General features: G+C 62.1%; 22 protein-coding genes and 1 tRNA gene. 15 read left to right on the forward strand and 8 right to left on the reverse strand.

Annotated elements, in window-relative coordinates; translation table 11 throughout:
* Complete coding sequence (locus DX905_RS13105; RefSeq protein ID WP_162875612.1) at positions 1–1,317, forward strand: hypothetical protein; 1,317 nt, start codon at positions 1–3, stop codon at positions 1,315–1,317.
* A gap of 46 nt (positions 1,318–1,363) precedes the next feature.
* Here DX905_RS13105 and miaB read toward each other — a convergent pair whose 3' ends face one another.
* Positions 1,364–2,701, reverse strand: a complete 1,338-nt coding sequence (miaB, locus tag DX905_RS13110; protein ID WP_116091744.1) for a tRNA (N6-isopentenyl adenosine(37)-C2)-methylthiotransferase MiaB — start codon at positions 2,699–2,701, stop codon at positions 1,364–1,366.
* A 292-nt stretch (positions 2,702–2,993) separates the two neighbouring features.
* On the opposite strand from miaB, the gene DX905_RS13115 reads away from it, so the two are divergent.
* A complete protein-coding gene (locus DX905_RS13115; protein ID WP_162875613.1) occupies positions 2,994–3,590 on the forward strand; it encodes a glycosyl-4,4'-diaponeurosporenoate acyltransferase CrtO family protein in 597 nt (198 codons plus the stop codon).
* Between the two features lie 549 nt (positions 3,591–4,139).
* Complete coding sequence (alr, locus tag DX905_RS13120) at positions 4,140–5,177, forward strand: alanine racemase (RefSeq protein WP_116091746.1); 1,038 nt, start codon at positions 4,140–4,142, stop codon at positions 5,175–5,177.
* A gap of 9 nt (positions 5,178–5,186) precedes the next feature.
* Here alr and DX905_RS13125 read toward each other — a convergent pair whose 3' ends face one another.
* A complete protein-coding gene (locus DX905_RS13125) occupies positions 5,187–5,903 on the reverse strand; it encodes an NAD-dependent deacylase (protein WP_116092549.1) in 717 nt (238 codons plus the stop codon).
* 85 nt (positions 5,904–5,988) lie between these two features.
* Here DX905_RS13125 and DX905_RS13130 point away from each other — a divergent pair, with 85 nt between their 5' ends.
* Entirely contained in the window at positions 5,989–6,453 is a 465-nt protein-coding gene (locus DX905_RS13130) for a hypothetical protein (protein ID WP_162875614.1), read from the forward strand.
* A 53-nt stretch (positions 6,454–6,506) separates the two neighbouring features.
* Positions 6,507–6,962 carry a tRNA (cytidine(34)-2'-O)-methyltransferase gene (locus DX905_RS13135; protein ID WP_116091748.1) on the forward strand — a complete coding sequence of 152 codons (456 nt, stop codon included), beginning with the start codon at positions 6,507–6,509 and terminating at the stop codon, positions 6,960–6,962.
* 16 nt (positions 6,963–6,978) lie between these two features.
* Here DX905_RS13135 and DX905_RS13140 read toward each other — a convergent pair whose 3' ends face one another.
* Positions 6,979–8,127 (reverse strand): acyltransferase family protein, encoded by a 1,149-nt coding sequence (locus DX905_RS13140; RefSeq protein ID WP_116091749.1) that lies wholly within the window; start codon positions 8,125–8,127, stop codon positions 6,979–6,981.
* Between the two features lie 95 nt (positions 8,128–8,222).
* Here DX905_RS13140 and dapB point away from each other — a divergent pair, with 95 nt between their 5' ends.
* The 3 genes from dapB to DX905_RS13155 all read left to right on the forward strand — a co-directional run bounded on the left by dapB (position 8,223) and on the right by DX905_RS13155 (position 9,914).
* Positions 8,223–8,981: a 4-hydroxy-tetrahydrodipicolinate reductase gene (dapB, locus tag DX905_RS13145; protein ID WP_116091750.1), complete on the forward strand. Its 759-nt coding sequence runs from the start codon at positions 8,223–8,225 to the stop codon at positions 8,979–8,981.
* Between the two features lie 145 nt (positions 8,982–9,126).
* Positions 9,127–9,792 (forward strand): endonuclease III, encoded by a 666-nt coding sequence (gene nth, locus DX905_RS13150; protein ID WP_116091751.1) that lies wholly within the window; start codon positions 9,127–9,129, stop codon positions 9,790–9,792.
* A 45-nt stretch (positions 9,793–9,837) separates the two neighbouring features.
* Positions 9,838–9,914, forward strand: a tRNA-Arg gene (locus DX905_RS13155).
* Between the two features lie 630 nt (positions 9,915–10,544).
* Here DX905_RS13155 and DX905_RS16100 read toward each other — a convergent pair.
* The 4 genes from DX905_RS16100 to DX905_RS13180 form a co-directional block, all read right to left on the reverse strand.
* Positions 10,545–10,889 carry a hypothetical protein gene (locus DX905_RS16100; RefSeq protein ID WP_162875615.1) on the reverse strand — a complete coding sequence of 115 codons (345 nt, stop codon included), beginning with the start codon at positions 10,887–10,889 and terminating at the stop codon, positions 10,545–10,547.
* A 121-nt stretch (positions 10,890–11,010) separates the two neighbouring features.
* Entirely contained in the window at positions 11,011–13,641 is a 2,631-nt protein-coding gene (locus DX905_RS13170) for an RHS repeat domain-containing protein (protein WP_116091754.1), read from the reverse strand.
* A 24-nt stretch (positions 13,642–13,665) separates the two neighbouring features.
* Positions 13,666–15,342 carry a hypothetical protein gene (locus tag DX905_RS13175; protein ID WP_116091755.1) on the reverse strand — a complete coding sequence of 559 codons (1,677 nt, stop codon included), beginning with the start codon at positions 15,340–15,342 and terminating at the stop codon, positions 13,666–13,668.
* A gap of 360 nt (positions 15,343–15,702) precedes the next feature.
* A complete protein-coding gene (locus tag DX905_RS13180) occupies positions 15,703–16,353 on the reverse strand; it encodes a S24 family peptidase (RefSeq protein ID WP_162875616.1) in 651 nt (216 codons plus the stop codon).
* An 84-nt stretch (positions 16,354–16,437) separates the two neighbouring features.
* Between DX905_RS13180 and DX905_RS13185 the strand changes: the two genes are divergently transcribed.
* From DX905_RS13185 to DX905_RS13205, 6 genes are read left to right on the forward strand one after another with little or no spacing between them, the layout of a single operon-like run.
* Entirely contained in the window at positions 16,438–16,626 is a 189-nt protein-coding gene (locus DX905_RS13185) for a hypothetical protein (protein ID WP_116091756.1), read from the forward strand.
* The gene (locus DX905_RS13190) at positions 16,620–17,009 is read left to right on the forward strand and encodes a hypothetical protein (protein ID WP_116091757.1); all 390 of its coding nucleotides are present in this window, start codon (positions 16,620–16,622) and stop codon (positions 17,007–17,009) included. Before DX905_RS13185 ends, DX905_RS13190 begins: the two co-directional genes overlap by 7 nt.
* Before the next feature lies 1 nt (position 17,010).
* Positions 17,011–17,496, forward strand: a complete 486-nt coding sequence (locus tag DX905_RS13195; RefSeq protein WP_116091758.1) for a M15 family metallopeptidase — start codon at positions 17,011–17,013, stop codon at positions 17,494–17,496.
* Positions 17,493–17,645, forward strand: a complete 153-nt coding sequence (locus DX905_RS16105; RefSeq protein WP_162875617.1) for a hypothetical protein — start codon at positions 17,493–17,495, stop codon at positions 17,643–17,645. The genes DX905_RS13195 and DX905_RS16105 overlap by 4 nt, the downstream gene beginning before the upstream one ends.
* A gap of 34 nt (positions 17,646–17,679) precedes the next feature.
* Positions 17,680–18,006: a hypothetical protein gene (locus DX905_RS13200; protein WP_116091759.1), complete on the forward strand. Its 327-nt coding sequence runs from the start codon at positions 17,680–17,682 to the stop codon at positions 18,004–18,006.
* A gap of 41 nt (positions 18,007–18,047) precedes the next feature.
* The gene (locus DX905_RS13205; RefSeq protein ID WP_240320846.1) at positions 18,048–18,284 is read left to right on the forward strand and encodes an RHS repeat domain-containing protein; all 237 of its coding nucleotides are present in this window, start codon (positions 18,048–18,050) and stop codon (positions 18,282–18,284) included.
* Positions 18,285–18,752: 468 nt separating this feature from the next.
* Here DX905_RS13205 and DX905_RS13210 read toward each other — a convergent pair whose 3' ends face one another.
* A complete protein-coding gene (locus tag DX905_RS13210) occupies positions 18,753–19,859 on the reverse strand; it encodes an IS110 family RNA-guided transposase (RefSeq protein ID WP_162875618.1) in 1,107 nt (368 codons plus the stop codon).
* A 645-nt stretch (positions 19,860–20,504) separates the two neighbouring features.
* Here DX905_RS13210 and DX905_RS13220 point away from each other — a divergent pair.
* Entirely contained in the window at positions 20,505–20,795 is a 291-nt protein-coding gene (locus DX905_RS13220) for a hypothetical protein (protein WP_116091762.1), read from the forward strand.
* Positions 20,796–21,010 lie beyond the last annotated feature (215 nt).

Below are 21,010 nucleotides of genomic sequence, written 5' to 3' on the forward strand. Positions count from 1 at the left end.
TTGGTTCGGGCGACGACACTCGATGACCTCGCGACTTACCTTCCGCGATTTTTGTCGATGGTCGGACGAAAGCGTTGGTTCAAACGCCTTGACCAACTCGATGTTGAACAACGCCGGTCACCGTTTCGCTGGAAAATCGTCGCTGACTATCATTGGCTGGAGCTGGCCATCGGGTTCCAGTGCGATGTGCTCGCAAAGGAAGGCCGTTTACTTCCCGAATATGCGGACATGCAGGTACGGGCTGGCCTTCATTTCGTCGCTACCGTTGTCGAGGTGCATGATGCACTGAACGAGAAAGGCAAAAATGTCCTCGTCGGCCGCTTGAGGGACGCGCTGAAAGCCGAAACCGGTTTCGCAGCATTGTATCTCGAAATGGACGTTGCGCAGCGCCTCGCCATTGACGGTTTCCATCTCGAATTTCCGGATCTCGAAGGGACAGCTCAATTCGATCTCGCCTTCTCGCTGGGGAGCATTTCAGGCGAAGTAGAATGCAAGAGCCTCTCTGCTGATGCCGGAAGGAAAATTCACCGGAAGGATTTTTATCGCTTCATCGAGGAGATGACCCCGGCCTTCGCCACTCAGATGGAACGGTCCCGCCGCGAAATTATGCTCATTGAACTTGCTGACCGGCTATCGGCCAACCTCGGCGAACAGAAGCAATTGCGTCACACCGTCAGGGACATGCTTTCAAACGGCAAAGCCGGGAATGCCGCCCCGTCGTCGTTCGAAATCACGATGCTTAATTTCGATGAGGAGATGCGGGGCATTACGATCATCGACCAACGAAGTTTGAATGCTGCTTGCCAGAGTAGATGGGGGCCAAACTGTCATGCCGCAGGCGCCATCACTGACGAGGCCGGTTGCCTCATCGTTATGCGCAGTAAGAAGGAGGACGATACGTCCAAACCGCTGTTGGCGGCAATGCGTAAGGCCGCAACCCAGTTTTCGGGCGATCGTCCGGCCTTCATCGCCGTGCAATTTGACGAGATTAATCCTGCCGATTTGATGCTTCCGCATGTTCGTCGGCGCGCCGGCCTTCTCTCTTATGCGCTCTTCCTGCAGTATGGCGCTGAGCACGTGAACGCGACGTGCTTTAGTAGCTTTGACGGCTTGGTTGAGCATGACGACAATGTAGCCTCGCCCAGTTTTTGCGTGCCCAATCCCCGCCCGCGTTTTTCATTGAGGCCGGCAGATATTCCGACCTTTCTCTACTCGATCCCCGATCAACAGTTCGCTGACATTATTGGCGCGCCACTGCCAGCGCCGAACATCTCATACATCCCATTCGACACGTCCAACTTTGACGAGGCTTCATAATGCCCCGGGTCCTTAGCTTAAGCGCTTCCTAACGAGGCCGCCTTCCTCAAGCCGCCGCGCGCTGTGCCCTTTGGCCATGCATACTCTGCGGCCCCGCCGCCACGACCTCCACCTCGACCAGATCGCCGATCTCGCCGCCGTCGATCAGCACCGATTGCAGCCAGGGGGATTTGCCGAGCTTCTGGCCGGGGAGCTTGCCGGCGCGCTCGATCAGCACGTCGCAGGTGCGGCCGATCGTGGCGCGGTTGAAGGCGAGCTGTTGCGCGCCGAGCAGGGCCTGGAGGCGCTGCAGGCGCTCGTCCATCACTTCCGGTGCGATCTGATCGGCCATGGTCGCGGCAGGCGTACCGGTGCGGGGCGAATATTTGAAGCTGTAGGCCATGGCGTGGCCGACCGCGCGGACGGCGTCCATCGTGCCCTCGAAATCCGCGTCGGTCTCGCCGGGGAAGCCGACGATATAATCGCCGGAGACGGCGATGTCGGGGCGGACGGCGCGGACGCGATCGATCAGGCGGAGATAGGAGGCGACGTCGTGCGCGCGGTTCATCGCCCGAAGGATGCGGTCGCTGCCCGACTGCACGGGCAGATGGAGGAAGGGCATCAGGCTTTCGACATCCCCATGGGCGGCGATCAGCCCGTCGGCCATGTCGTTGGGGTGGCTGGTCATGTAGCGGATGCGGGCGAGGCCGGGCAGGCGATCGAGCGCGCGGATCAGGCCGTCGAGCCCCTGGGGGCGGCCGGCCTCGTCCTCGCCGGTCCAGGCGTTGACGTTCTGGCCCAACAGGGTGAGCTCGCGCGCGCCGCCGTCGACGAGCGCGCGGGCCTCGTCCATCACCGCGGCCCAGGGGCGCGAGACCTCGGCGCCGCGGGTGTAGGGGACGACGCAATAGGTGCAGAATTTGTCGCAGCCTTCCTGCACGGTGAGGAAAGCGGAGGGCGATCCGCCGCTGCGGCCGGGGAGCGCGTCGAATTTGGACAGGACCGGCATGTCGGTATCGACCGCGGGGCGGCCGGCGGCGGCATCGGCGATCAGGCCGGGCAGGCGGTGATAGGCTTGCGGGCCGACGACGAGATCGACGGCGCGGGCACGCTTCGGGATCTCGGCGCCCTCCGCCTGGGCGACGCAGCCGGCGACCGCGATCATCGGCTTGCCGCTCGCGCGCTTGGCGAGGCGGCCGATATCCGAATAGACCTTTTCCGCCGCCTTCTCGCGGATGTGGCAGGTGTTGAGCAGCACCAGATCGGCGGTGTCGGCGCCGGCCTCGACCATGCCCTGCGCCTGCATCAGCTCCGCCATGCGCGCGCCGTCATAGACGTTCATCTGGCAGCCGAAGGATTTGACGTGGAAGGATTTGGGGGCGGGGCGGGCCATAGCCCGCGCCATAGCGGAGGCGGGGGCGGGTGGGTAGATGGTGCGCGCGGGGAGTGTGGGTAGATGTTGCGAGGGGGTGTGGGACGTCCCTGTCCTCCCCCTCCGTCGCCTTCGGCGCCACCTCCCCCTGGCGGGGGAGGATTGGTGGGGGGTGATCCTCCCCCCGCCAGGGGGAGGTGGCATGCGTAGCCTGACGGAGGGGGCGGCGGAGGCGGGGGCGAGGCGGCATAGGCAAAGCGCGGCGTGCGCGATATGGCAAGCGCGTCAGGCGCCCCCCCGGGGCGCGGCCGCCGGGGAGCAACAGGTGAGCGCCGAGACGCCGCGGAAACCAGGCCAGGCCGACATGTTCCAAAGCGCCTGGTATCGGCTGCTATTGCTGGTCTTCGCGCTGTATCTGTCGGCATTCTGGTTCGTGCTGGGACCGGCCAGCCCATGGTATGCGGCGGGCGTGGCGATGGGCACGTTCAGCCTTGGCCCGGCCATCGCCGCCCCGATCGCGCGCCATGCGCCGCGGCGATGGTTCCGCGTGGCCGCGGGCGAGCGCCCGCTCCATCGCCTGCTCGGGATCGGGCTGTTCGAACGGCTGCTCGAAGCCTCTGGATGGAATCGCCGCGTGGCGCGGCCGATGCGCGGCTTTTCGGGGAGGCGGGGCGGCCTGGACGCGCTGGCCTGGGGCCTTCGCGCCAATATGGGGGCGCATGCGGCCTGCTTCGCGATCCACCTGGCTTTAGCCGCGCTGGCGCTGCTGGGGCGGCACGGATTGGCGGGCGCCTTGTGGATGCTGGTGCCGGGCGTGGTCCTGCACGCTTATCCGGTGCTCCTGCAGCGCGCGATCCTGCTGCGGCTGCAGCCCTTGCTGGGAAGGATTGCGGCCGGGGCGGGAGGGTACCCATTTGAATAGGGGCTGGGGGGCGTCGCTGTCCTCCCCCTCCGTCGCCTTCGGCGCCACCTCCCCCTGGCGGGGGAGGATTTGGTGGGGGGTATGCGCGGGGCACCACCACGCTTGCCGTCCGTGCCGAGCGAAGGCGAAGCAAGTCTCTCACCAGTAATGTTCGCGCAACGTCCTTGCCTGCGGCGACCTTCGGTTCGACTTCGCTCAGGACGAACGGGATTATAGCGGGGCGGGATCGCCACGGCGCGTTCCCAGGCTCGGGATAATGCACAAACAAGGAAGCGGCCCGGCCTGTGGCCGAACCGCTTCCCGCCACCCTGTACGTGACGGCATCCTCTCCACCGTGCAGGTTATATTTTTATGGGCCCTGCCGACCGTTTTCCGGTGCCGCACCGGATCGGTGTCGCGTGGTAGGTCCCTCGGCAGAATGCAGCAAGACAGCGCTACTGACCTATATGAAAATAAGGCCGACCATGGCAAATGAGCAACAATCGTGCTCGCAAGCGCAGCAAATCGTGAAGGGTGACGCCGCGCTGCGGTATCGCTAAGCGCGCTGGCATGGCAAATTCCGCGCCTCTTCGCTTGCTCCTAGACGGCTCAGCCCTGGTTGCCAACTGGCGCTGGCTGGCGGGGCTGAGCGGCGGCGCGGCCTGCGGGGCGGCGGTGAAGGCCAATGGCTATGGCCTGGGCGCGCGCGCGGTGGTGGCGCGGCTGGCACAAGCCGGCTGCCGCGACTTCTTCGTCGCGACCTGGGCGGAGGCGGCGGCGCTCGGGCCGCTGCCGGCGGGGGCAAGGCTGGCGGTGCTGCACGGGGTGCGCGCGGAGGACATGGCGGATGCGATGGCGTCGGCCGCGCGGCCGGTGCTCAACAGCGCCAGCCAGGTCGCGCGGTGGAACGCGGCCGGGGGCGGCGCATGCGACGTGATGGTCGACACCGGCATGAACCGGCTGGGGCTAAGCCTCGCCGAGGCGCGGTCGGGCCTGCTCGACGGGCTCGCGATCGATACGCTGATGAGCCATCTCGCCTGCGCGGACGAACCGGGCTATCCGCTCAACGCGCGGCAGCTCGCCGCCTTCGCGGCGCTGCGGGCGGCGGTGCCGGCGCGGCGTTATAGCCTGGCCAACAGCGCGGGGATTTTGCTGGGGACGGACTATGCCTTCGATCTGACCCGGCCGGGGCTCGCGCTTTACGGCGGGTTGCCGGTGGCGGGGGCGACGGGGCCGAGCCCGGTGGCGGCGATCGAGGCGCAGATATTGCAGGTCCGCACGGTCGCGGCGGGCGAGAGCGTCGGCTATGGCGCCACGTGGCGGGCACCGGGCGAGGCGCGCATCGCGGTGCTCAACCTGGGCTATGCCGACGGCTATTTGCGGCGCTTTGCCGAGGGGGCATTCGCCACCGCCGAGGGACGAGCCTTGCCGCTGGTCGGGCGGGTCTCGATGGACCTGATCGCGGTCGATGCGAGCGGCAGCGATGCCGGCGAGGGGGATTGGGTGAGGCTTGGGCTCGACCTGCCGGCCTTGGCGGCGCGATCCGGCCTGTCGCAATATGAGGTGCTGACCGGGCTCAACGACCGGTTCGAACGGCGGTGGTGCTAGCACCGGTTCCTATACGAGATCGGGACGGGCCAGCAGCCGTTCCACCCATTCGGGGACGATGCGGCTGGCCGGGCCGTAATTCGCCTGCTCGAACAGGCTCGAGCCGGCGGACGGCTCGAGGTTGAGTTCGAGCGTGCGCGCGCCCACCGTGCGCGCGATCTGGACGAAGCCCGCGGCGGGATAGACGGCGCCGGAGGTGCCGATCGACACGAACAGGTCGGCCTGCAGCAGCGCATCCTCGATCTCGTCCATCCGGTAGGGGATCTCGCCGAAGAAGACGATGTCGGGGCGGAGCGCGCCGGCTTGCCCGCACGCCGCGCAGGGCGGGCCATCGAGCATGGAGCCGGCGAAGCGCTCGCGTGCGCCGCACGCGCGGCACAAGGCCGACAGCAGCTCGCCATGGATATGGATCAGCCTTTTGGCGCCGGCGCGTTCGTGGAGATCGTCGACATTCTGGGTGACGATGAGCAATTCGCCGGGCCATGCGCGATCGAGCCGCGCCAGTGCCCGATGCGCGGGGTTGGGCTGGACGGTGGCGAGCGCGGCGCGGCGCGCGTCGTAGAAGCGCAGCACCAGCTCCGGATCGCGGGCCAGGGCCTCGGGCGTGCAGACGTCCTCGACACGATGGCCCTCCCACAGCCCGTCGGGCCCGCGGAAGGTGGCGAGGCCGCTCTCGGCGGAAATGCCCGCACCGGTGAGGATGACGATGTTGCGGATGGCGGTCATGGATCGATCATAAGGCGTTGCGCGAAGGTCCGCCATTGGCCGGGCAGGGAGCCGGCGTCGGTTGCCCGGGCGCGCGGCTGCCAATATGATCGCCAGAAAACAGCAGAGGGGGGGTCTGATGCGTATAGTTCATGCAGCAATGGGTGCTGCCGCAATGATGTTCGCGGGGATGGCGGTTGCGCAGGTGCCCGGCCCAATAAATCCATCAACGCTGGACATACCGGCCGGTGCCGCCGAGAACCGAAACCTCGACATCGAACGCGATTACAGGAAGCTGCGCGACGATGTCTTCAAACGCAAGCCAGGGCCGACCAGCTCATCAAGCCCGATACCCGCAAGTCCGGAGGATATTGTGGAAGGCAGCGAAGTCCGGGACAAAAGAGGTGTCGTGGTCGGCACGGTCGAAAGGATCGGCAAGGATTTCGCGGTGCTCTCCGGCGCGGCGGGCAGGGTCGAGGTCGATTTCAATTCCTTCGCCAAGAACAGGCTCGGCCTGCTGATCAATATGCGGAAGGATCAGCTGGAAGCGATGATGTCCGGCAGGCGCTGAGGCGATTTGGGCCGAGGCTTGCGTGGCCCTTGCGCCGGGGCCAATCAGCCGGGATGCGCATTGCCCTGTTCGAACCCGAAATCGCCGGAAATGTCGGCGCCGTCCTGCGGCTCGGCGCCTGCCTCGGCGCGGCGGTCGATCTGATCGAGCCGATGGGATTTGCGTGGGACGACCGACGCGTGCGCCGCACGGCGATGGATTATATCGACCATGTCGCGATCACGCGCCACGCCGGCTTCGACGCGTTCAGGGCGACGATCGGTGCGGCAAGGCTGGTGCTCTTCACCACCAAGAGCCGCCAGTCGGCCTATGAATTCGCCTTCACGGCCGACGATATCCTGCTGTTCGGCAAGGAGAGCGGGGGCGTGCCGCCCGCGGTCGCCGACGCCTGCGACGCGCGGGTGCGCATCCCGATGCGGCCGCAGGTACGCTCGATGAACCTGGCGACCTCCGCGGCGCTCGCGCTGGGCGAAGCCTTGCGCCAGACGGCTTCCCTGCCGGGGGGATGAGCGACCGCCAGCCCCCTTACAGGCGCCAGTGGATCGCGCGCCGATGCAACGGCCAGATCAGCGCCGTGATCAGCGCCAGGATGGCGATCGAGCAGGCCAGCGAGGCGAGCATCGGATCGGGGATGATCTTCTGCGCGATCTCCATGCCCCAGGCCTGCGCCGTCTGCGTACCGCCCTTGAAGATGCGATAGGTGCTGAAGATGCCGAGCAGGACCGACAGGACGAAGGCGAGCGTCGCATTGCCGCCGAGCACGCGCAACGGATAAGCCGCGGCGCGCGCCGCCTTGCTCTGGAATGCGAGCGAGAGCAGCGCGAACAGGACCATGCTCACGCCGCTGCTCAGCAGGGCGAAGCTGCTCGTCCAGATGCGCTTGTTGATCGGGAAAGCGGGATCGATCAGCAGTCCGGCGACGATCAATAGCAGCCCCGCTCCTGCCAGCCCAAATGCCGTCCGCGAGTGCGACGCCCGCTTCCACGCGCAGCCGGCGAGGATGCCGATCAGCAGATTGACGGTCGCGGGCAAAGTCGAGAGCAAACCTTCGGGATCGTACACGACCTTTCCGGCGGCGTCGGTGCCATATGGCCACAGGTGGGGGATGGTGAACAGGCCGCGATCGATGAAGGCGGCGAGATTGCCCTCGGGATCGAGATGGCCGGCGCCGAAGCCGGGGACCGGCACGAAGGTCAGTAAAGCCCAATAGCCGATCAGCAATGCGCCGATAACTCCGAGCACGACCGGCAAATTGACGGCGGCGAGCCCGTCGGGCCGGCGCCGTGCGGTGAGCAGCACCAGGCCGGCGCCGATGGCGTAACAGAGGCCGATCCGCTGGAGGATGCCGGGAATGCGCAAATGGGCGAGGCTGAGGCCGGCGAGCAGGTTGAGGGCGAGACCGAGCGCGATCAGCGCCAGCGTCCGCCGGGCGAGGCGCGACCAGCTGCGCGCCTTGTCGGTATCCGCCAGCGGTCGCGGGAAGGACAGGCCGACGGCGATGCCGACCGAGAACAGGAAGGTGGGAAAGACCATGTCGGTGGCGGTGAAGCCGTTCCACGGCGCATGATCGAGCTGGGCGTAGCGCAGGCTCCACGAACCCGGACTGTTGGCGAGGATCATGCCGGCCACCGCCAAGCCACGCAGCGCATCGAGCGCGATCAACCGTTTGGTCATGTATTATCCCTCCCCGCGCGAAAGCTATCGGTCACGCGGGCCGCTGGCAATCGATGCCTCTCGCCAAGCCCAGGCCCTTGTGTCAGACGGCGTCCATGAGCGTGAGGATCGGGATCATCGGGGCGTCCGGCCGCATGGGCCGCGCGATCGCCAATGCGGCGGCGACGCAGGGCGCGGGTGTGTCGGGCGGAATCGACGCGCAGGGGGCGGTGCACGGTGACCATGGCGATGCTGCCGCACTGGCGATCGCGTCGGACGTGCTGGTCGATTTCTCGACACCGGACGCGTTGGCCCTGACCCTGAATGCGGCGCGCGCGGCCGGAACGCCGATCGTGATCGGCACGACCGGGCTGCAGCCGGAGCATCATGCGCTGATCGATGACGCGGCGCGCGACCTGGCGGTGTTGCAGACCGCCAATACGTCGCTCGGGCTGAACGTGCTGCGCAAACTGGTCGAGCAGGCGGCGCGCGTGCTCGGCACGGACTGGGACATCGAGATTGTCGAGATGCACCACCGCCACAAGCTCGACAGCCCGTCGGGCTCGGCCTTGCTGCTCGGCGCATCGGCCAATCTCGGACGTGGTGCCGCGACCACAATCGAGCACAACCGCTTCGATCGCATGCAGGAAGGCCCGCACGAACGCGAGGAGGGCGGCATCTATTATGCCAGCCTGCGCGGCGGATCGGTCGCGGGCGATCATCTGGTAGTGTTCGCGGCGGAAGGCGAACGGATCGAGCTCGGCCATCGTGCCGAGAATCGCGGGATTTTCGCGACGGGTGCGGTCAAAGCGGCGCTATGGCTCGCGGGTAAGCCGGCGGGCCGTTACACAATGGCGGACGTATTGGGGTTTTAGCATTTGACCTCATTCGCTCATCCTGAGGAGAGGCTGAGCTTGCCGAAGACTCGGCTCGAAGGATCCTTCGAGACGGCATTTCGCCAGGCTCAATGCCGCCTCAGGATGAGCGGAGTTTAGGCCAGAAGAGTTTGGGCAGCCGGCAATGAAGCGCGACCAGGTCTTCGAATTCTACCGCCGGCTGGCCGAGCTCAACCCCTCGCCTGAGACCGAGCTACGCTACGTAAATCCCTATACGTTGCTGGTCGCAGTCGCGCTGTCGGCGCAGGCGACCGACGTCAGCGTCAACAAGGCCACCGCATCATTGTTCGAAACGGTGCGCACGCCCGAGGCGATGGTCGCGCTCGGCGAGGAGGGGCTCAAGGCGCATATCAAGACGATCGGCCTGTTCAACATGAAGGCCAAGAACGTGATCGCATTGTCGCACAAGCTGATCGCCGAACATGGTGGCCAGGTGCCGGAAGATCGCGCGGCGCTGGAAAGCCTGCCCGGGGTTGGGCGCAAGACCGCCAATGTCGTGCTCAACGTCGCCTTCGGGCATGACACGATCGCGGTCGATACGCATATCTTCCGCGTGTCCAACCGCACCGGCCTCGCGCCGGGCAAGGATGTGCTCGCGGTCGAGCTCAAGCTGGAAAAGGTGACGCCGCAGGCGTTCCGCAGCCACGCGCATCACTGGCTAATCCTGCATGGCCGCTATGTCTGCAAGGCGCGCAAGCCGGAATGCTGGCGCTGCATCGAGATCGACCTGTGCGCCTACCGGCCCAAGACGCCGCCTCCGAAAAACCTGGTACCGAAAGATCAGGCATGATTTGCCGGGGCGCGGAGGCTTTGCTAAGCGCGCTCCAACGCACCGGCACCCGTAGCTCAGCTGGATAGAGCGCTGCCCTCCGAAGGCAGAGGCCAGGGGTTCGAATCCCTTCGGGTGCGCCACGTTTTCAATGACTTAGATGTGGCCGTATGACCGCGTACGGAAAATGTACGGAAAACCGCCGGCTGATTTGGCGCTATTTCTGACATTTATTCTCTGGATGCCCTCCTCTTGGCCCATCCACGTCGTGCAGCGCGATTGCGTCACAGGTGAAAGATTGACTGACGGCGATAAGAGCGAGAGCGGCAGGATCATGTGCGCCGCCTTACCCGGAAAATTGGCGTTCGGCAGTGGCTAACGAGTCTGCCGCCCCCTACCTACGCAGAAGGGGCGTCGTTCCCTAGCAACCCAAGAGAGCGCCACGACACACCGATGAGCTGTCGGCCTGCAGCGCAGTCGCAGGCACAAGCAGCTCAAGCGCCGAGGCCGTTCCAAATGACTTGCAATCGGTTCAGCAGCTTCACCAATTGCAACGGGACGCGCTGATGCCCGTACACGCCCCGTCTCGATCACGGCAAGCCGTAGCGATTTCGGCCGCTCACGGAAACAGCGAGCGAGCCGAGCTTTTCATGGGAAGCGCGCTCGATCGCTTAACTGCGATGCCACCGCGCCGTTCCGATGATTCAACGCAACAATACCGCGGCAGAACCTACGTCGGGCAGCCCAACCTTCCGCGATATGGAGCAGGACAATTAGATCTCGTTCAATTTACCGTCATGCAGCTGATTTCGGTAGAACTGATCCTGGAGCAGGCGGCCATAAAATTCGCGCGCTTCCAGTGGAGAAAGAGCCCGAAAATCTCGGATATCGATCACATTGATATCGCGTCCGCTTATCCGACTGGCATCTTGCTGATCGATGACTGCGGTGCCCGAAAATACCCGCAACTCTGCTCCCGGGTTTCTATTTTCCAGGGCAGCTGTCAGCTTCCCCTGAATAACCTCATCTTTCAGTCTCGGGCTGAACGCGTCGACAGGGCAATTCTCCGACCGTAAAAGCGGGCGAGCCTTGCCCGCTTGCACGACGAAGATACGCACTGAGGAGTGTCCCGGCGTGTTCGCTGCGTGCAAATTCCAACACGACGCAGCACTAGCGAGTGGCGCCTGTTGATGGGGAGAGCATGCGCTCACCCCCAAAAACAAAATGCTCGGCCAAAGCTTATTTTTCATAGCAACCTGCAGGTGCGTAGGGATTATAGGACTGCGTTGCTTGGATACACGATGCGCGAGCCGCATCCACGCGTTTTTTGTCATATTGTGAAGGCGTTATCCCCGGCTGCCATACGTCCGTACGATAATTATAGTGGGCGGCGACCACGGTCTCAACGCTATACGCCGTCCGATCTCTCAGAAGATATTCATGCATTGTCGGCGCGGGGCCCATCGTCCGATCTAGAAATGAGTGGGTGGCCTCATGGGCAAGCGTAATGGCCCCGTTGACGATTTGGGATTTTCCAAGTTGAGATGGATCAATTCTGATTGAATTTCCATCCGGCGAGGTCTCGCCCACCGCACCACTTTCTGTTTTCCCCAAAGAAATCTGTACTCCAGTGTTGTCACCTTCTTTACCAAGGGCGTTTAAGACCATGCCCAGCTTTTGGTTGGCGCTGCTGGGCAGTAATGACCCTGTGGCTGGCTCTTTAGCTGCGCTCTTGGCAGCAGCCAAGTATTTACTTATAGTGCCACAGTCGGACTGGGGGCACGAATAAAGACCGAACGGGTCCGCACCATTGGCCGGATCATTTCCTACATAAGCGTACAGGTTTGCTTGGTCATTGTAGCCTATAGGATCTACTTGCAGAAACCGGCCTAATACGGGTAAGTAAGCCCGAGCCTTGTAATAATATATTCCAGCTTCTGGTACCCAGATCTGGCCGGTGTACTGGAATTGGCCTACATTTGAGCTGCCTGGGACACCATATTCGTCATATGTATTGACCGCGAACTTGCTTCCTGAGGAAGAGCTTACGGCCACGATTGAACCTTGCGCGTCGGAGTGAAAGTAGCGCGGAGTGGTAAAATCGGAGCCTTCATACCATAGCAGCGGCTCATCCACGGTTGGGCCATGCACATAGCGACGGAGCATTGCTCCGGTTGCGTCGTAGCGCGCTATCAACGCATCGCCATCATACAGAAACGAAGTCGTTCCTGCGGCGCCGCCGCTCGTCTGGAATAGGCGACCCAGCGGGTCATAACTTAAGATTGCAGTCTTTGCGCCCGAAACGGCGGTAAGACGGTTTTCGACATCGTAAGTATAACTGCTCGTGCCGTCCGACGTCAGGTTGCCGTTGAGGTCGTAGCCGTAACTATAGTCGCCGACCGCAGCATATTGGTTAAGGCCATTCGCCGCGTAACTTCTGTTGGAGTTCGCAGCGGCATTCCATGCGTAAGCATCGCTCTCGATTGCGCGCGTAAGTACCTGGCCAGCCGGGTTGTACCCCAAGGTCGCCTCGTAGTCCCACCGGGTCGTGGGAAGATCGTGCGTGAGTGACGTCAACCGCTGCGTTCCACCATCATAGCGATAAGAGGTAGGAACCCCGTTGGCGCGCTTGATGTCTGACCGCCGACCGGCAGCATCATAGACGATCGACACGGCGGGCGCCCCAGCATTAGGCCGCAACGCTACCATCCGGGCGTCGCCATCGTAATCGTATTGCACGAAGTCGGTACCGTCAGGGTATGTTAGCCGCGTGCGATTTCCATCCGCATCATATTGGTAGTTAAGCGTTCGGCTAATCCCGCCCAAGTTGATCGTGCTCGACAGTTTGCGCCCGAAACCATCCCAGGTCTCGGTTACGCCCTGCCCTGAAGCGGAACCGAATTTGGCCGAAGTCTGTAGCCCACGCAGGTCATAGGTATAATAGACGTCTCCAGTGGTCGTGCCAGGCAGATCCTTGGTGACCGGGAAATTGCGCGCATTGTAGGTATAGAGGATCGTCTGGCCGTCACGCTTGTGTAGGGACGTGCGATTGCCTGCGCTGTCGTAGCCATATTGCTCGTAATCGGCGGAATTAACGGCTCCGGCAGTGGCAAGGGCGGTAGCTTGGGTGCTGGCGTCGAACGCGGTAGGCCGGATCGCCGAGGGGAAATACCACAAGTTCAGACGATCGAAATCGTCGTAGGCATGCTGGGCGCGATTGCCATTGGCGTCGATGATATAGCTCTGCTTGCCGTTGGGCGTGTAGCTATACGTCACGTGGGCGCGCTCCAAGGGGGTGCCCACGCCGTCCCGCACCTGAACGATCTGCCAGGCCGGGTCGCGTACATTCGTGGTAATGCGATCCGGCCCATAGTCGCCAGCGCCCTGGCCCTGCGGACCTAGTGTGCAGTCATAGGTAAGCGGCAGGGAATAGAAGACGCTCGGGTTCATGCGCGTGACGGTGCACTGCAGCTGTCCCGTCCCGTCATAGCTGTATTGCTTCATGTCGTAAGCGGTGCTGTCACTAGATTGAATTTCGCGTATCTTCCGGTCCATGACATCATAGGCCACGTCTGTCCGCTCAAACACGGTGAAGTCCGTCCAAGCCGAGGGCGCAACGCTTTCGGGTTGCCAAGTCGCGAGCTCACCTTTTTCAACGGAAAGCAAATTCCCGTTGCCGCTATAGAGGTTGCGGACCGCCGGGTAATGCAGTGGACCACCGCCGTCAGGATCGGGCGAGATTGTCCCGACCACGCGATGGTCTGTATCGTACCTATAGCCGGTCGTGAAATCCGAACCCGAGCTTTGGGCGCGAGCGGCAATACTGTGTGCGGCAAGCACCAGCGCGAGTGTGATGTGGGTGTTACGCATTGTCTTGGTCTCCTGCGCCGGCGTTCACGAACAAGTGGCGAGTCCGGCGCGCGGGCTCGTCTCTGCAATCTTGTTTCCCTGCGTGTCGTAGAGGTAGCAGGAGCGCAGCGACTGACCGTCTGCGGTCACGACCTTGCCGCGCAGCTGGAGGTTGTTCGGACCACTGTCCGGACCGTATTCGTAGGTCGTTACGACCTCCTTGACCGAGCCCGCGACACAGTTCTCGCCGCTTGTAGCGCCGCTCGTGCAGGTGTGATCATCGGTAGGAAGCCACACGGCGGTCGAAGCCGGGACGAAGCTGCCCGCACTGTTTTTGATCCAGGCGTAGCGCTGTGCATAATGGTGGCGGACTACCTGCGAGATCCCCCCGGATCCTGCCGGCTTAGTTTCCGTCAGCACGCCGCCGTGCACAGGGTCGTAGGTGTAGCTGGTGACGTTGCCGTTGCCGTCGGAAATTGTCTTGGGAAGATTGCAGCGGATCCGGTCGCTCGCGCAGTCACTGTCGGTGGGGAAAGTCTTCCCGTCGGGCGTGATCGGCGCCGCTAACGAACCCGTCTTTGGATGGAAGCTGTGTCCCGCGTCAGCCAGGCGGTTGTTCGACAGAAAATCGACCTGGTTACCTTCCGGCGGCTTTACCCAGCCGAGCTGCGCGCTCGTATAACCCATCGTTGTCTGATGGCCGTTCTGATCGGTCGATCCGACCATGCCAAGCCCATGGAAGCTATAATCGAGCTCGCCGCCGCGCGGATCAATTGCATAGGTATCGTCGTCGGCGAAGGCGGGGTCTTCACCGCTGTCCTTGCCGTCGAAACTGCAGCTGCAGCCAAATTGCCAGATAGCGCCGTCGCCCAACGTCTGCTGGATGATGTGCCCGTTATTGCCGCTATTGTAGGTATTGGTAACTTGGCAGGTGGCGGAATCCGGCATCTTCATACATGACAGCCACCCTGCATAGCTCATGGAGGTGGTGTACCCGCGGGTGTCAACGAAGCTGGTTAGAGCGACGCCCGACCCGTTGGGGCCATAGCCGTAACTCGTCTTCAGCGTCGCCCCTGCGCACGTCGTGCTCGTGCTCACATACGTGTTCGCCAGATTGAAGCCGCAGGCTGCGGTTACACCGTTCGATCCATAATCGAGAATGAGGGCATAACCCTTGTTGTCTGATATCATCTTCGGCTTGGACGAGACGTTCGTCACGGTGATCCGATACCCGCTTGCATAGGTAATGGTGCTGACGATCCCCGCGATGCCACCTTCAAACTGGTAGATCGTTCCCATTCGGTCAATAAAAGTATAGTTGTTGTTTGTGTATTGCAGCGTTGTTCCCTGTGCGTCGAAATCCGGAATTATCTGAGTCTGGGGCGTCCCGGTGAAAACGTATTTCGTGCGAGCAATAACGACCTCAATCCGAGGATTCCCGGTGCCGTTATTGTAATAGCGCGCTCGAATATCGAAATTGTGCGTCCACCCATTACCAAAATATCGGGAGTTTGTCTCACGGCCGCCCAAGTAGGATCGCTCCAAACTGAGCGATCCAATCGAAAGATCGGTATGGCTATAGGTGTAAGTGAGGTCCCGGAGATTTACGCCCGTCGGACTGACCGAATAGACCTTAGGCGGCGAGAGCGTCTGCGAGAATGCCCCCGTCTGGTGCAGCGGGAGCAGAAAAAGCGCCAGCCGCCATGCTTTTGCATAACGCATAGGTTCTCCTTTTCGGCGATTGATCGCGCCGAAGTGTGGGTTGAGGAAGATGTAAAGCCCGGCGTCGCCGGGAGAGGTCAGTGCGATGCGCCCGCAGTGATCACCGATGTACGATCATCCGCGGCGCCAAGGCCACAAATGATCTGAAGACTGTTGTTGCCGCGCCCGTATCCCAGCCTTGGGTAACTCAACCAAGGAATAGGTAGATCGCAGTTTCAGTGGCGGATGCCGCCTGCCCGCCGCCGACTTAGCAGCTAGTAGCAATTTTCGCATGGAAATTCCGATTCTCTTAGGAACATTCGAAGAACATCTGCCTCGAAATCCTATAATGCAACGGAAAATTCCTACGCCGATGAAGATTCAGATCAACTTGCGGCCGATCCACACGACCCGACCGAGGACATCGACCTCGCTCAGCGAAACGTCTTGCCAGGTGGGATAAGCAGGATTGTCACTCACGATCGTGATCGTGCCCGCACGCGGCGTCACCGCCAACCGCTTGACCATGAGCGCCTCATCGCGGCGGAGCACATAAATGCCGTCGCGAACCCGGCGCCCTAAGTTGGAGTGATCCACCAGGCCGTCATCGCCATCGTTAATCGTCGGCGCCATCGAGTCGCCGACGAAGGTTATGATCGAAAGTTCGTCCGGGCCCGCGTGCGAGATCTGGTTGAGCCATGACCGCTCGAAGCGGAACCTGCCTACCGCGTATTCGCCGTCAATCATTAGCCCAGCTCCGGCGGCCGCCTCGATATTGAGGCGGCGCACAGACACCAGGTCGTGCATAATAGGGTGCTCAGACGGCATCCCACCGAGAGCGACCTCGTCAACCTGCAGATAAGAAGCCAGCAACTTGCGATCACGCTCCTCGAGGCGTGCTGGCGAGCCTCGCGTGACGAACTGCTGGAGGTAGGCGGCGTTGCGCCCGATCATGCGAGAGAGCGCGGCATAACTTTCGCCGCGCTCTTTGACCAAGCGGCGCAGCGCATTGCGGGAATCATTATCGCTCATAATGGATCAAGTAGCATAAGATTTTTCCTAGACAAATAGGAAATCGAAGTGGAACATAAGTAGAACAACGATTCGGAGGTTACCATGCTTCTTTGCCGTGTGGAGCGCCACCTGCGGCGCTTCGGCATCCCGCCAGCGCGCTTCGGAAGCCAAGCGCTCAACGACCCGCGCTTCGTCTTCGACCTGCGTAACGGGCGCGAGCCACGCGCTAGGACGATCGCGCGCGTCGAAGCCTATCTCGGCCAGATCGAGCGGGAGCGGGGCTCATGCTGAGCGCCATACCTGCCGACGCCATTGGCCCCGTCTTATGGAATGCTCTTGGCTACCAATATGAGGCTGCCTCGATGCTAGGGGCGCTTGCCGCGTGCGGCAGCGTACGGCTCTGGATCACGTTGAATGAGCGGGAACGGTCGGGCCTCGTGATAGCGATCGACCTCACGGTCAGTGTGATCAGCCTGCTGTTCACTGCCGGGTGGGTTATGACGCAGCGCCCGCAGCCTTTTTACGCTCTGCTGGGCGGCGCAGGGTTCGGTGCTCTGGGCGTCGGCATCGTTGCCGTGGCGCTAGCCTGGATAAAACGGGTTGGGTTCGGAACCCCGCCTGAAGTGCCGGCAGCGTCTCCGCCTTCTGACAATCGCAACGCACCGGAGGCATGACATGGCCAGCCGTTCCCTCGACGACCTTAACCAATATGTGAAATCATTGGCGGAAATGCTGTTGAAGCGTGCCGCCGCGGTGGGAATCCCGCTGACCGTGATCTGCACGTTGCGCTCAATGGAAGAGCAGGCGGAGCTCCACGCTCAAGGCAGAACTAAACCGGGGCCGATCGTGACCTACGCCAGGCCTGGCTACAGCTTCCATAATTTCGGCCTCGCGCTCGACGTTGTGCCAACGCGCCTCATTACGATGAAGAATTGGGGCGAGACCCCTGATTATCGCGAAGAGGCGCGAGCGATTTGGGACCAGCTCGGCTCGATTGGGGTCGATGTCGGCCTGACCTGGGGCGGCGACTTCACCACTTTGAAGGATCGGCCGCACTTCGAATGGTCGGGCGGATTATCGCTCGCCCAACTGCGCGCCGGCGCCCACCCGCCCGCGCTCAATCTGGCGGACATCGCAAAACAGAAAGGAACCAAAGCATGAAGATTAAACTGGGCAAGGTGTTCAGCATTCTCGCTCAGGTGGCGCTTGCGCTGCCTGCCATCGTCGAAGCTGCGACGCCCATCATCAAGATGGTGAGGCCGGTCACGAAAGATGCCGATTCCACAAAAAGCCCGGGTTCAATCGCCTGACTTCACGCAACCGACATTAAAAGGATTATAAGTTATGAAGAAAGCTTTCAAGCTGGCAAAGCTCGCGCTCTGCGCCGGAGTTTGCCTAGTCGCTGCCCAAGCCAATGCGGCCGTTACCGGCACCATCAATCAGATCGATGCAACTAGCGGCGGCAACCTCGGCCTGCGCGTCTATCTAACCGGAGCACCGAATTTTTGCTCGGCCAATCTCAACTGGGCGTATCTGGAGCCAACGGACAGCAACTATGACTTTTATGCGAGTCTGCTTCTGACCGCGTGGATCCAGAACAAGACGGTCTACATCACGAGCTTCCAAGATGGTGCTTATTGCCACATTCAATATGTTCTGGTGTACTCGTGATCCCGCGGCTCATCGGGGGGCACCTTCGTGCGGCGTGCATCTTGCTGCTGCTGGCGCCGGCGCCAGCGTTGGCAAAAGAAACCATCAGCTATAGTTACGACGCTCTCGGGAGGTTGATCGCTGCCGACCATGCAGGTTCGGTCAACAACGGTCTTAAGGCGTCCTACGCCTATGATGCTGCCGATAATCGTACGGCTGTTACAGTCGTTGGCGCAACATCGACGACTATTGTTGTTCCGCTGAATGGCCTAACAGTCTTGAATGTCCCAAGGCGCTGATGCTGAGCATCTCTTCCCTCCGCAAAGGGGAAGAGATGCTTATAATTGGTGCGGGAGAGGAAATGCGCACGATTGGTAAGGTGGCTAAGCTAGTCAGCGACGGGGTATGGATGCTCCCGGCCAGGCAATGATCAGTGAATGGGAATTATGGGCGTGCGCTGATCAGGTGCTACGACAGCATGACGGAGCAGACGAACATATTGCATCGCGGACCGCCGAACTGGCGTTGGCGGGTGAATAGCCGGGTCGCGACGTGGCGTGCCATTGCCGAAAGGGTCGATCGGTTGCGCGACCAAACCGGAGGGGCCCAAGTGCGGCATTTATGTAAGGCGGGCCAAGCTTCCCACGGGTGGCCGAGCTTGAGAGCTCAACTCTTGGTTCGAAGTCAGGACCCGCCACCTTCGCCCAGATCAACTGGCGTGCTCACCTCAGACGTACGAGGTCGTTGCCTCAGGTCCAATCACTGAGTCAGAAGCCAGAAGCGCCAGTGGAAGGCCGTCCCTTAATAGTCGATTGTCGTGCAGCCGCCAACGTCTTGTCGAAGCTGCTGCCATTCTTCCACATCGCCAGCATGGTCACTGCCAGACGGCGAGCGACGGCGCTCCTGGCTTTCCCGCGCCCCGCTCGCTCCGCGATCGCAAGGCCCCACGTCTTCAGGGAATGGTCCGCCATTCGAGCGCCAAGCATGACGCTCGCGGCCAGGTTGAGATGGGCGCGGGTGATCTTGTTTCCTCGTTTGCTGATCCGGCCATGGCGAAGGCTGTGACCGGACTGCAGCACCACCGGCGTCAGGCCAAGATAAGGCCCGACATCGCTCGCTCGCTTGAACCGGTGTGGATCCTCGATCGCGGTGAAGAAGGACACGGCGCAGATTGGCCCGACGCCGGGGATTGTTTGAAATCGAGAACAAACCGGCTCGTTCGCTGCCCAGTCTGCGAGTTCTTTCTCTATGGACTGCAGGAACCGGCGCATGCCGACACTAAGCTCCAACAGGGGCAATACGCTTTGTGATAAATCGATCCCTGCGTCTTCCATCAGGCGATCCAGTTCGGCGGTCACGTTTGCTTCGAACTTCCCGACGGATTTGCTGCTGGCTAGCCGCCCACCGTGCAACCGAAGCAGAGACCGCATCATTCCTTCGCAGGCGACACGCTGAAGCGTCAGCTTGTGCCGGAAGAGGAGCTGCGAGCGTATTCGCTGCACCTCGGGGCTTTTCAGGTGAACCTGCGAAATATTGGGTAGCAGCTTTCCGATCTCGGCCAGCCCGCGCGCGTCATTGCCATCGGTCTTATTGTTCCGAATGCGCAAAAACCGGCTGACCTGCCGCGCCTCGTAGATCACCACCGGAAACCCCGCAGCTCGAAGGTCGTGCGTCAGCCGCGTGCTTGTCGAACCGGCTTCGACGGCGATCTGCCGAATGCGCCCACGCGCGAGCGGCATCAGAGCAGTCTTAACGGCCCTCGCGTCAGAAGGCACAGTCTCTTCGATCAAGGTCTGCATGTCGTCATCGATCGCGCAGATCCGCGAAACATCCGCGCCCGTATCCAGCCCGACCCACACGCGCTTGCGGTCCACTCGCCTTGCTCCGTCGATTCTGCGGAGCCCATTTAGGAGGGTCGCAAGACAGCTTCTTCGGCAATCCGCTCCGTTTTGCTTGCCTTCAATGTTCCACCTATGTTCTACAATCCGGCTCTTGGAGGTGTATGTCCGATTCGCGGACGAATCCTTTCGCAGGCCCTTCGTTGGGCATGGACCCTCGCCTCAAGGCTTGGCTGGATACCGCGCCCGAATTTCGGCCGATCGAGGAATATGCCGGCGGCGACGTGCTGCTGCATTTCGAAGGGGCATGCCGTTCGGGAATTGCTATGGCTCCCGGCGCGACGACGGCGGTTGGCTCATGTTCAAAGACGGTGACGAAATCCGCTCGACGACGTGCCGACTACGATCTCTCATGGTGAGGAATTGCCGGGCCGGGTACGCATCCCGATCGCTTCTGCGAAATCCCGACGAATTTCAGTTTTTTACATGATGCTTTGACCGCGCCCGGCCCGGTCGGCGGCCAATCAGGACAATGACAATGCAACACCACGAGCGGCTGAGCGCGGCCGAGCAGGGGCGAGAGGCGCTGGCGGCCGATCCATCTTCGCGCGCTACTGGTGATCCTAGCGCTCCACGGGAAGGGCGATCCGGCCTTGTACCGCAAGTTTTGGGCGACCGTCCGTGCGCCGATGGATCGCCTATTCAGAGCCTCCGCAGCATTATGAACGCGGAAGCTATGCACAAAACTACTGGGCAGGGATCGCACGCGATCTCGACTTTCCGGCGGACAGCGTCGACTTCTGCCGCAAGATTGCGGACATCGTCTCTCGTTCACGTGCACGGGCGACCCAAGATCCCCCAGCGGAGAAGATAAGGCCGGCCGCGCTCGACCATGTTCACAACGCCGTTCAGCATTACGAATTTGTCACCAGCAAGGGCTATCGCGGGCTTAAGCTGCCGCGCCACCCCTAGCGCGGGGCCGCCGCCACCCTCGCTCACCATTCGGCCAGGCGACCGCCCTCACCGTGTTTTCGGAGCAGATGCGCAGACCGGAGGCGTCGGGCCCCGATGCATGTAGCGGATGGGGTCGACAGATGAATTAGGCGCCTTGGGAAGGAGCAAGATGCCGCGGTGACGGCCTTATCGACCCAGGATTACTTGCGTTTTTTCGGGCAAAAGGTCAAGGA

The organism is Sphingomonas crusticola (genome assembly GCF_003391115.1).
Lineage (GTDB): Bacteria > Pseudomonadota > Alphaproteobacteria > Sphingomonadales > Sphingomonadaceae > Sphingomonas_I > Sphingomonas_I crusticola.

Coding starts and splice junctions, on each gene's coding strand:
- miaB (WP_116091744.1), bottom strand. CDS start 2,701: ATGGCGCGGGCTATGGCCCGCCCCGCCCCCAAATCCTTCCACGTCAAA.
- alr (WP_116091746.1), top strand. CDS start 4,140: ATGGCAAATTCCGCGCCTCTTCGCTTGCTCCTAGACGGCTCAGCCCTG.
- DX905_RS13125 (WP_116092549.1), bottom strand. CDS start 5,903: ATGACCGCCATCCGCAACATCGTCATCCTCACCGGTGCGGGCATTTCC.
- DX905_RS13130 (WP_162875614.1), top strand. CDS start 5,989: ATGATCGCCAGAAAACAGCAGAGGGGGGGTCTGATGCGTATAGTTCAT.
- DX905_RS13135 (WP_116091748.1), top strand. CDS start 6,507: ATGCGCATTGCCCTGTTCGAACCCGAAATCGCCGGAAATGTCGGCGCC.
- DX905_RS13140 (WP_116091749.1), bottom strand. CDS start 8,127: ATGACCAAACGGTTGATCGCGCTCGATGCGCTGCGTGGCTTGGCGGTG.
- dapB (WP_116091750.1), top strand. CDS start 8,223: ATGAGCGTGAGGATCGGGATCATCGGGGCGTCCGGCCGCATGGGCCGC.
- nth (WP_116091751.1), top strand. CDS start 9,127: ATGAAGCGCGACCAGGTCTTCGAATTCTACCGCCGGCTGGCCGAGCTC.
- DX905_RS13170 (WP_116091754.1), bottom strand. CDS start 13,641: ATGCGTAACACCCACATCACACTCGCGCTGGTGCTTGCCGCACACAGT.
- DX905_RS13175 (WP_116091755.1), bottom strand. CDS start 15,342: ATGCGTTATGCAAAAGCATGGCGGCTGGCGCTTTTTCTGCTCCCGCTG.
- DX905_RS13180 (WP_162875616.1), bottom strand. CDS start 16,353: ATGAGCGATAATGATTCCCGCAATGCGCTGCGCCGCTTGGTCAAAGAG.
- DX905_RS13185 (WP_116091756.1), top strand. CDS start 16,438: ATGCTTCTTTGCCGTGTGGAGCGCCACCTGCGGCGCTTCGGCATCCCG.
- DX905_RS13190 (WP_116091757.1), top strand. CDS start 16,620: ATGCTGAGCGCCATACCTGCCGACGCCATTGGCCCCGTCTTATGGAAT.
- DX905_RS13195 (WP_116091758.1), top strand. CDS start 17,011: ATGGCCAGCCGTTCCCTCGACGACCTTAACCAATATGTGAAATCATTG.
- DX905_RS16105 (WP_162875617.1), top strand. CDS start 17,493: ATGAAGATTAAACTGGGCAAGGTGTTCAGCATTCTCGCTCAGGTGGCG.
- DX905_RS13200 (WP_116091759.1), top strand. CDS start 17,680: ATGAAGAAAGCTTTCAAGCTGGCAAAGCTCGCGCTCTGCGCCGGAGTT.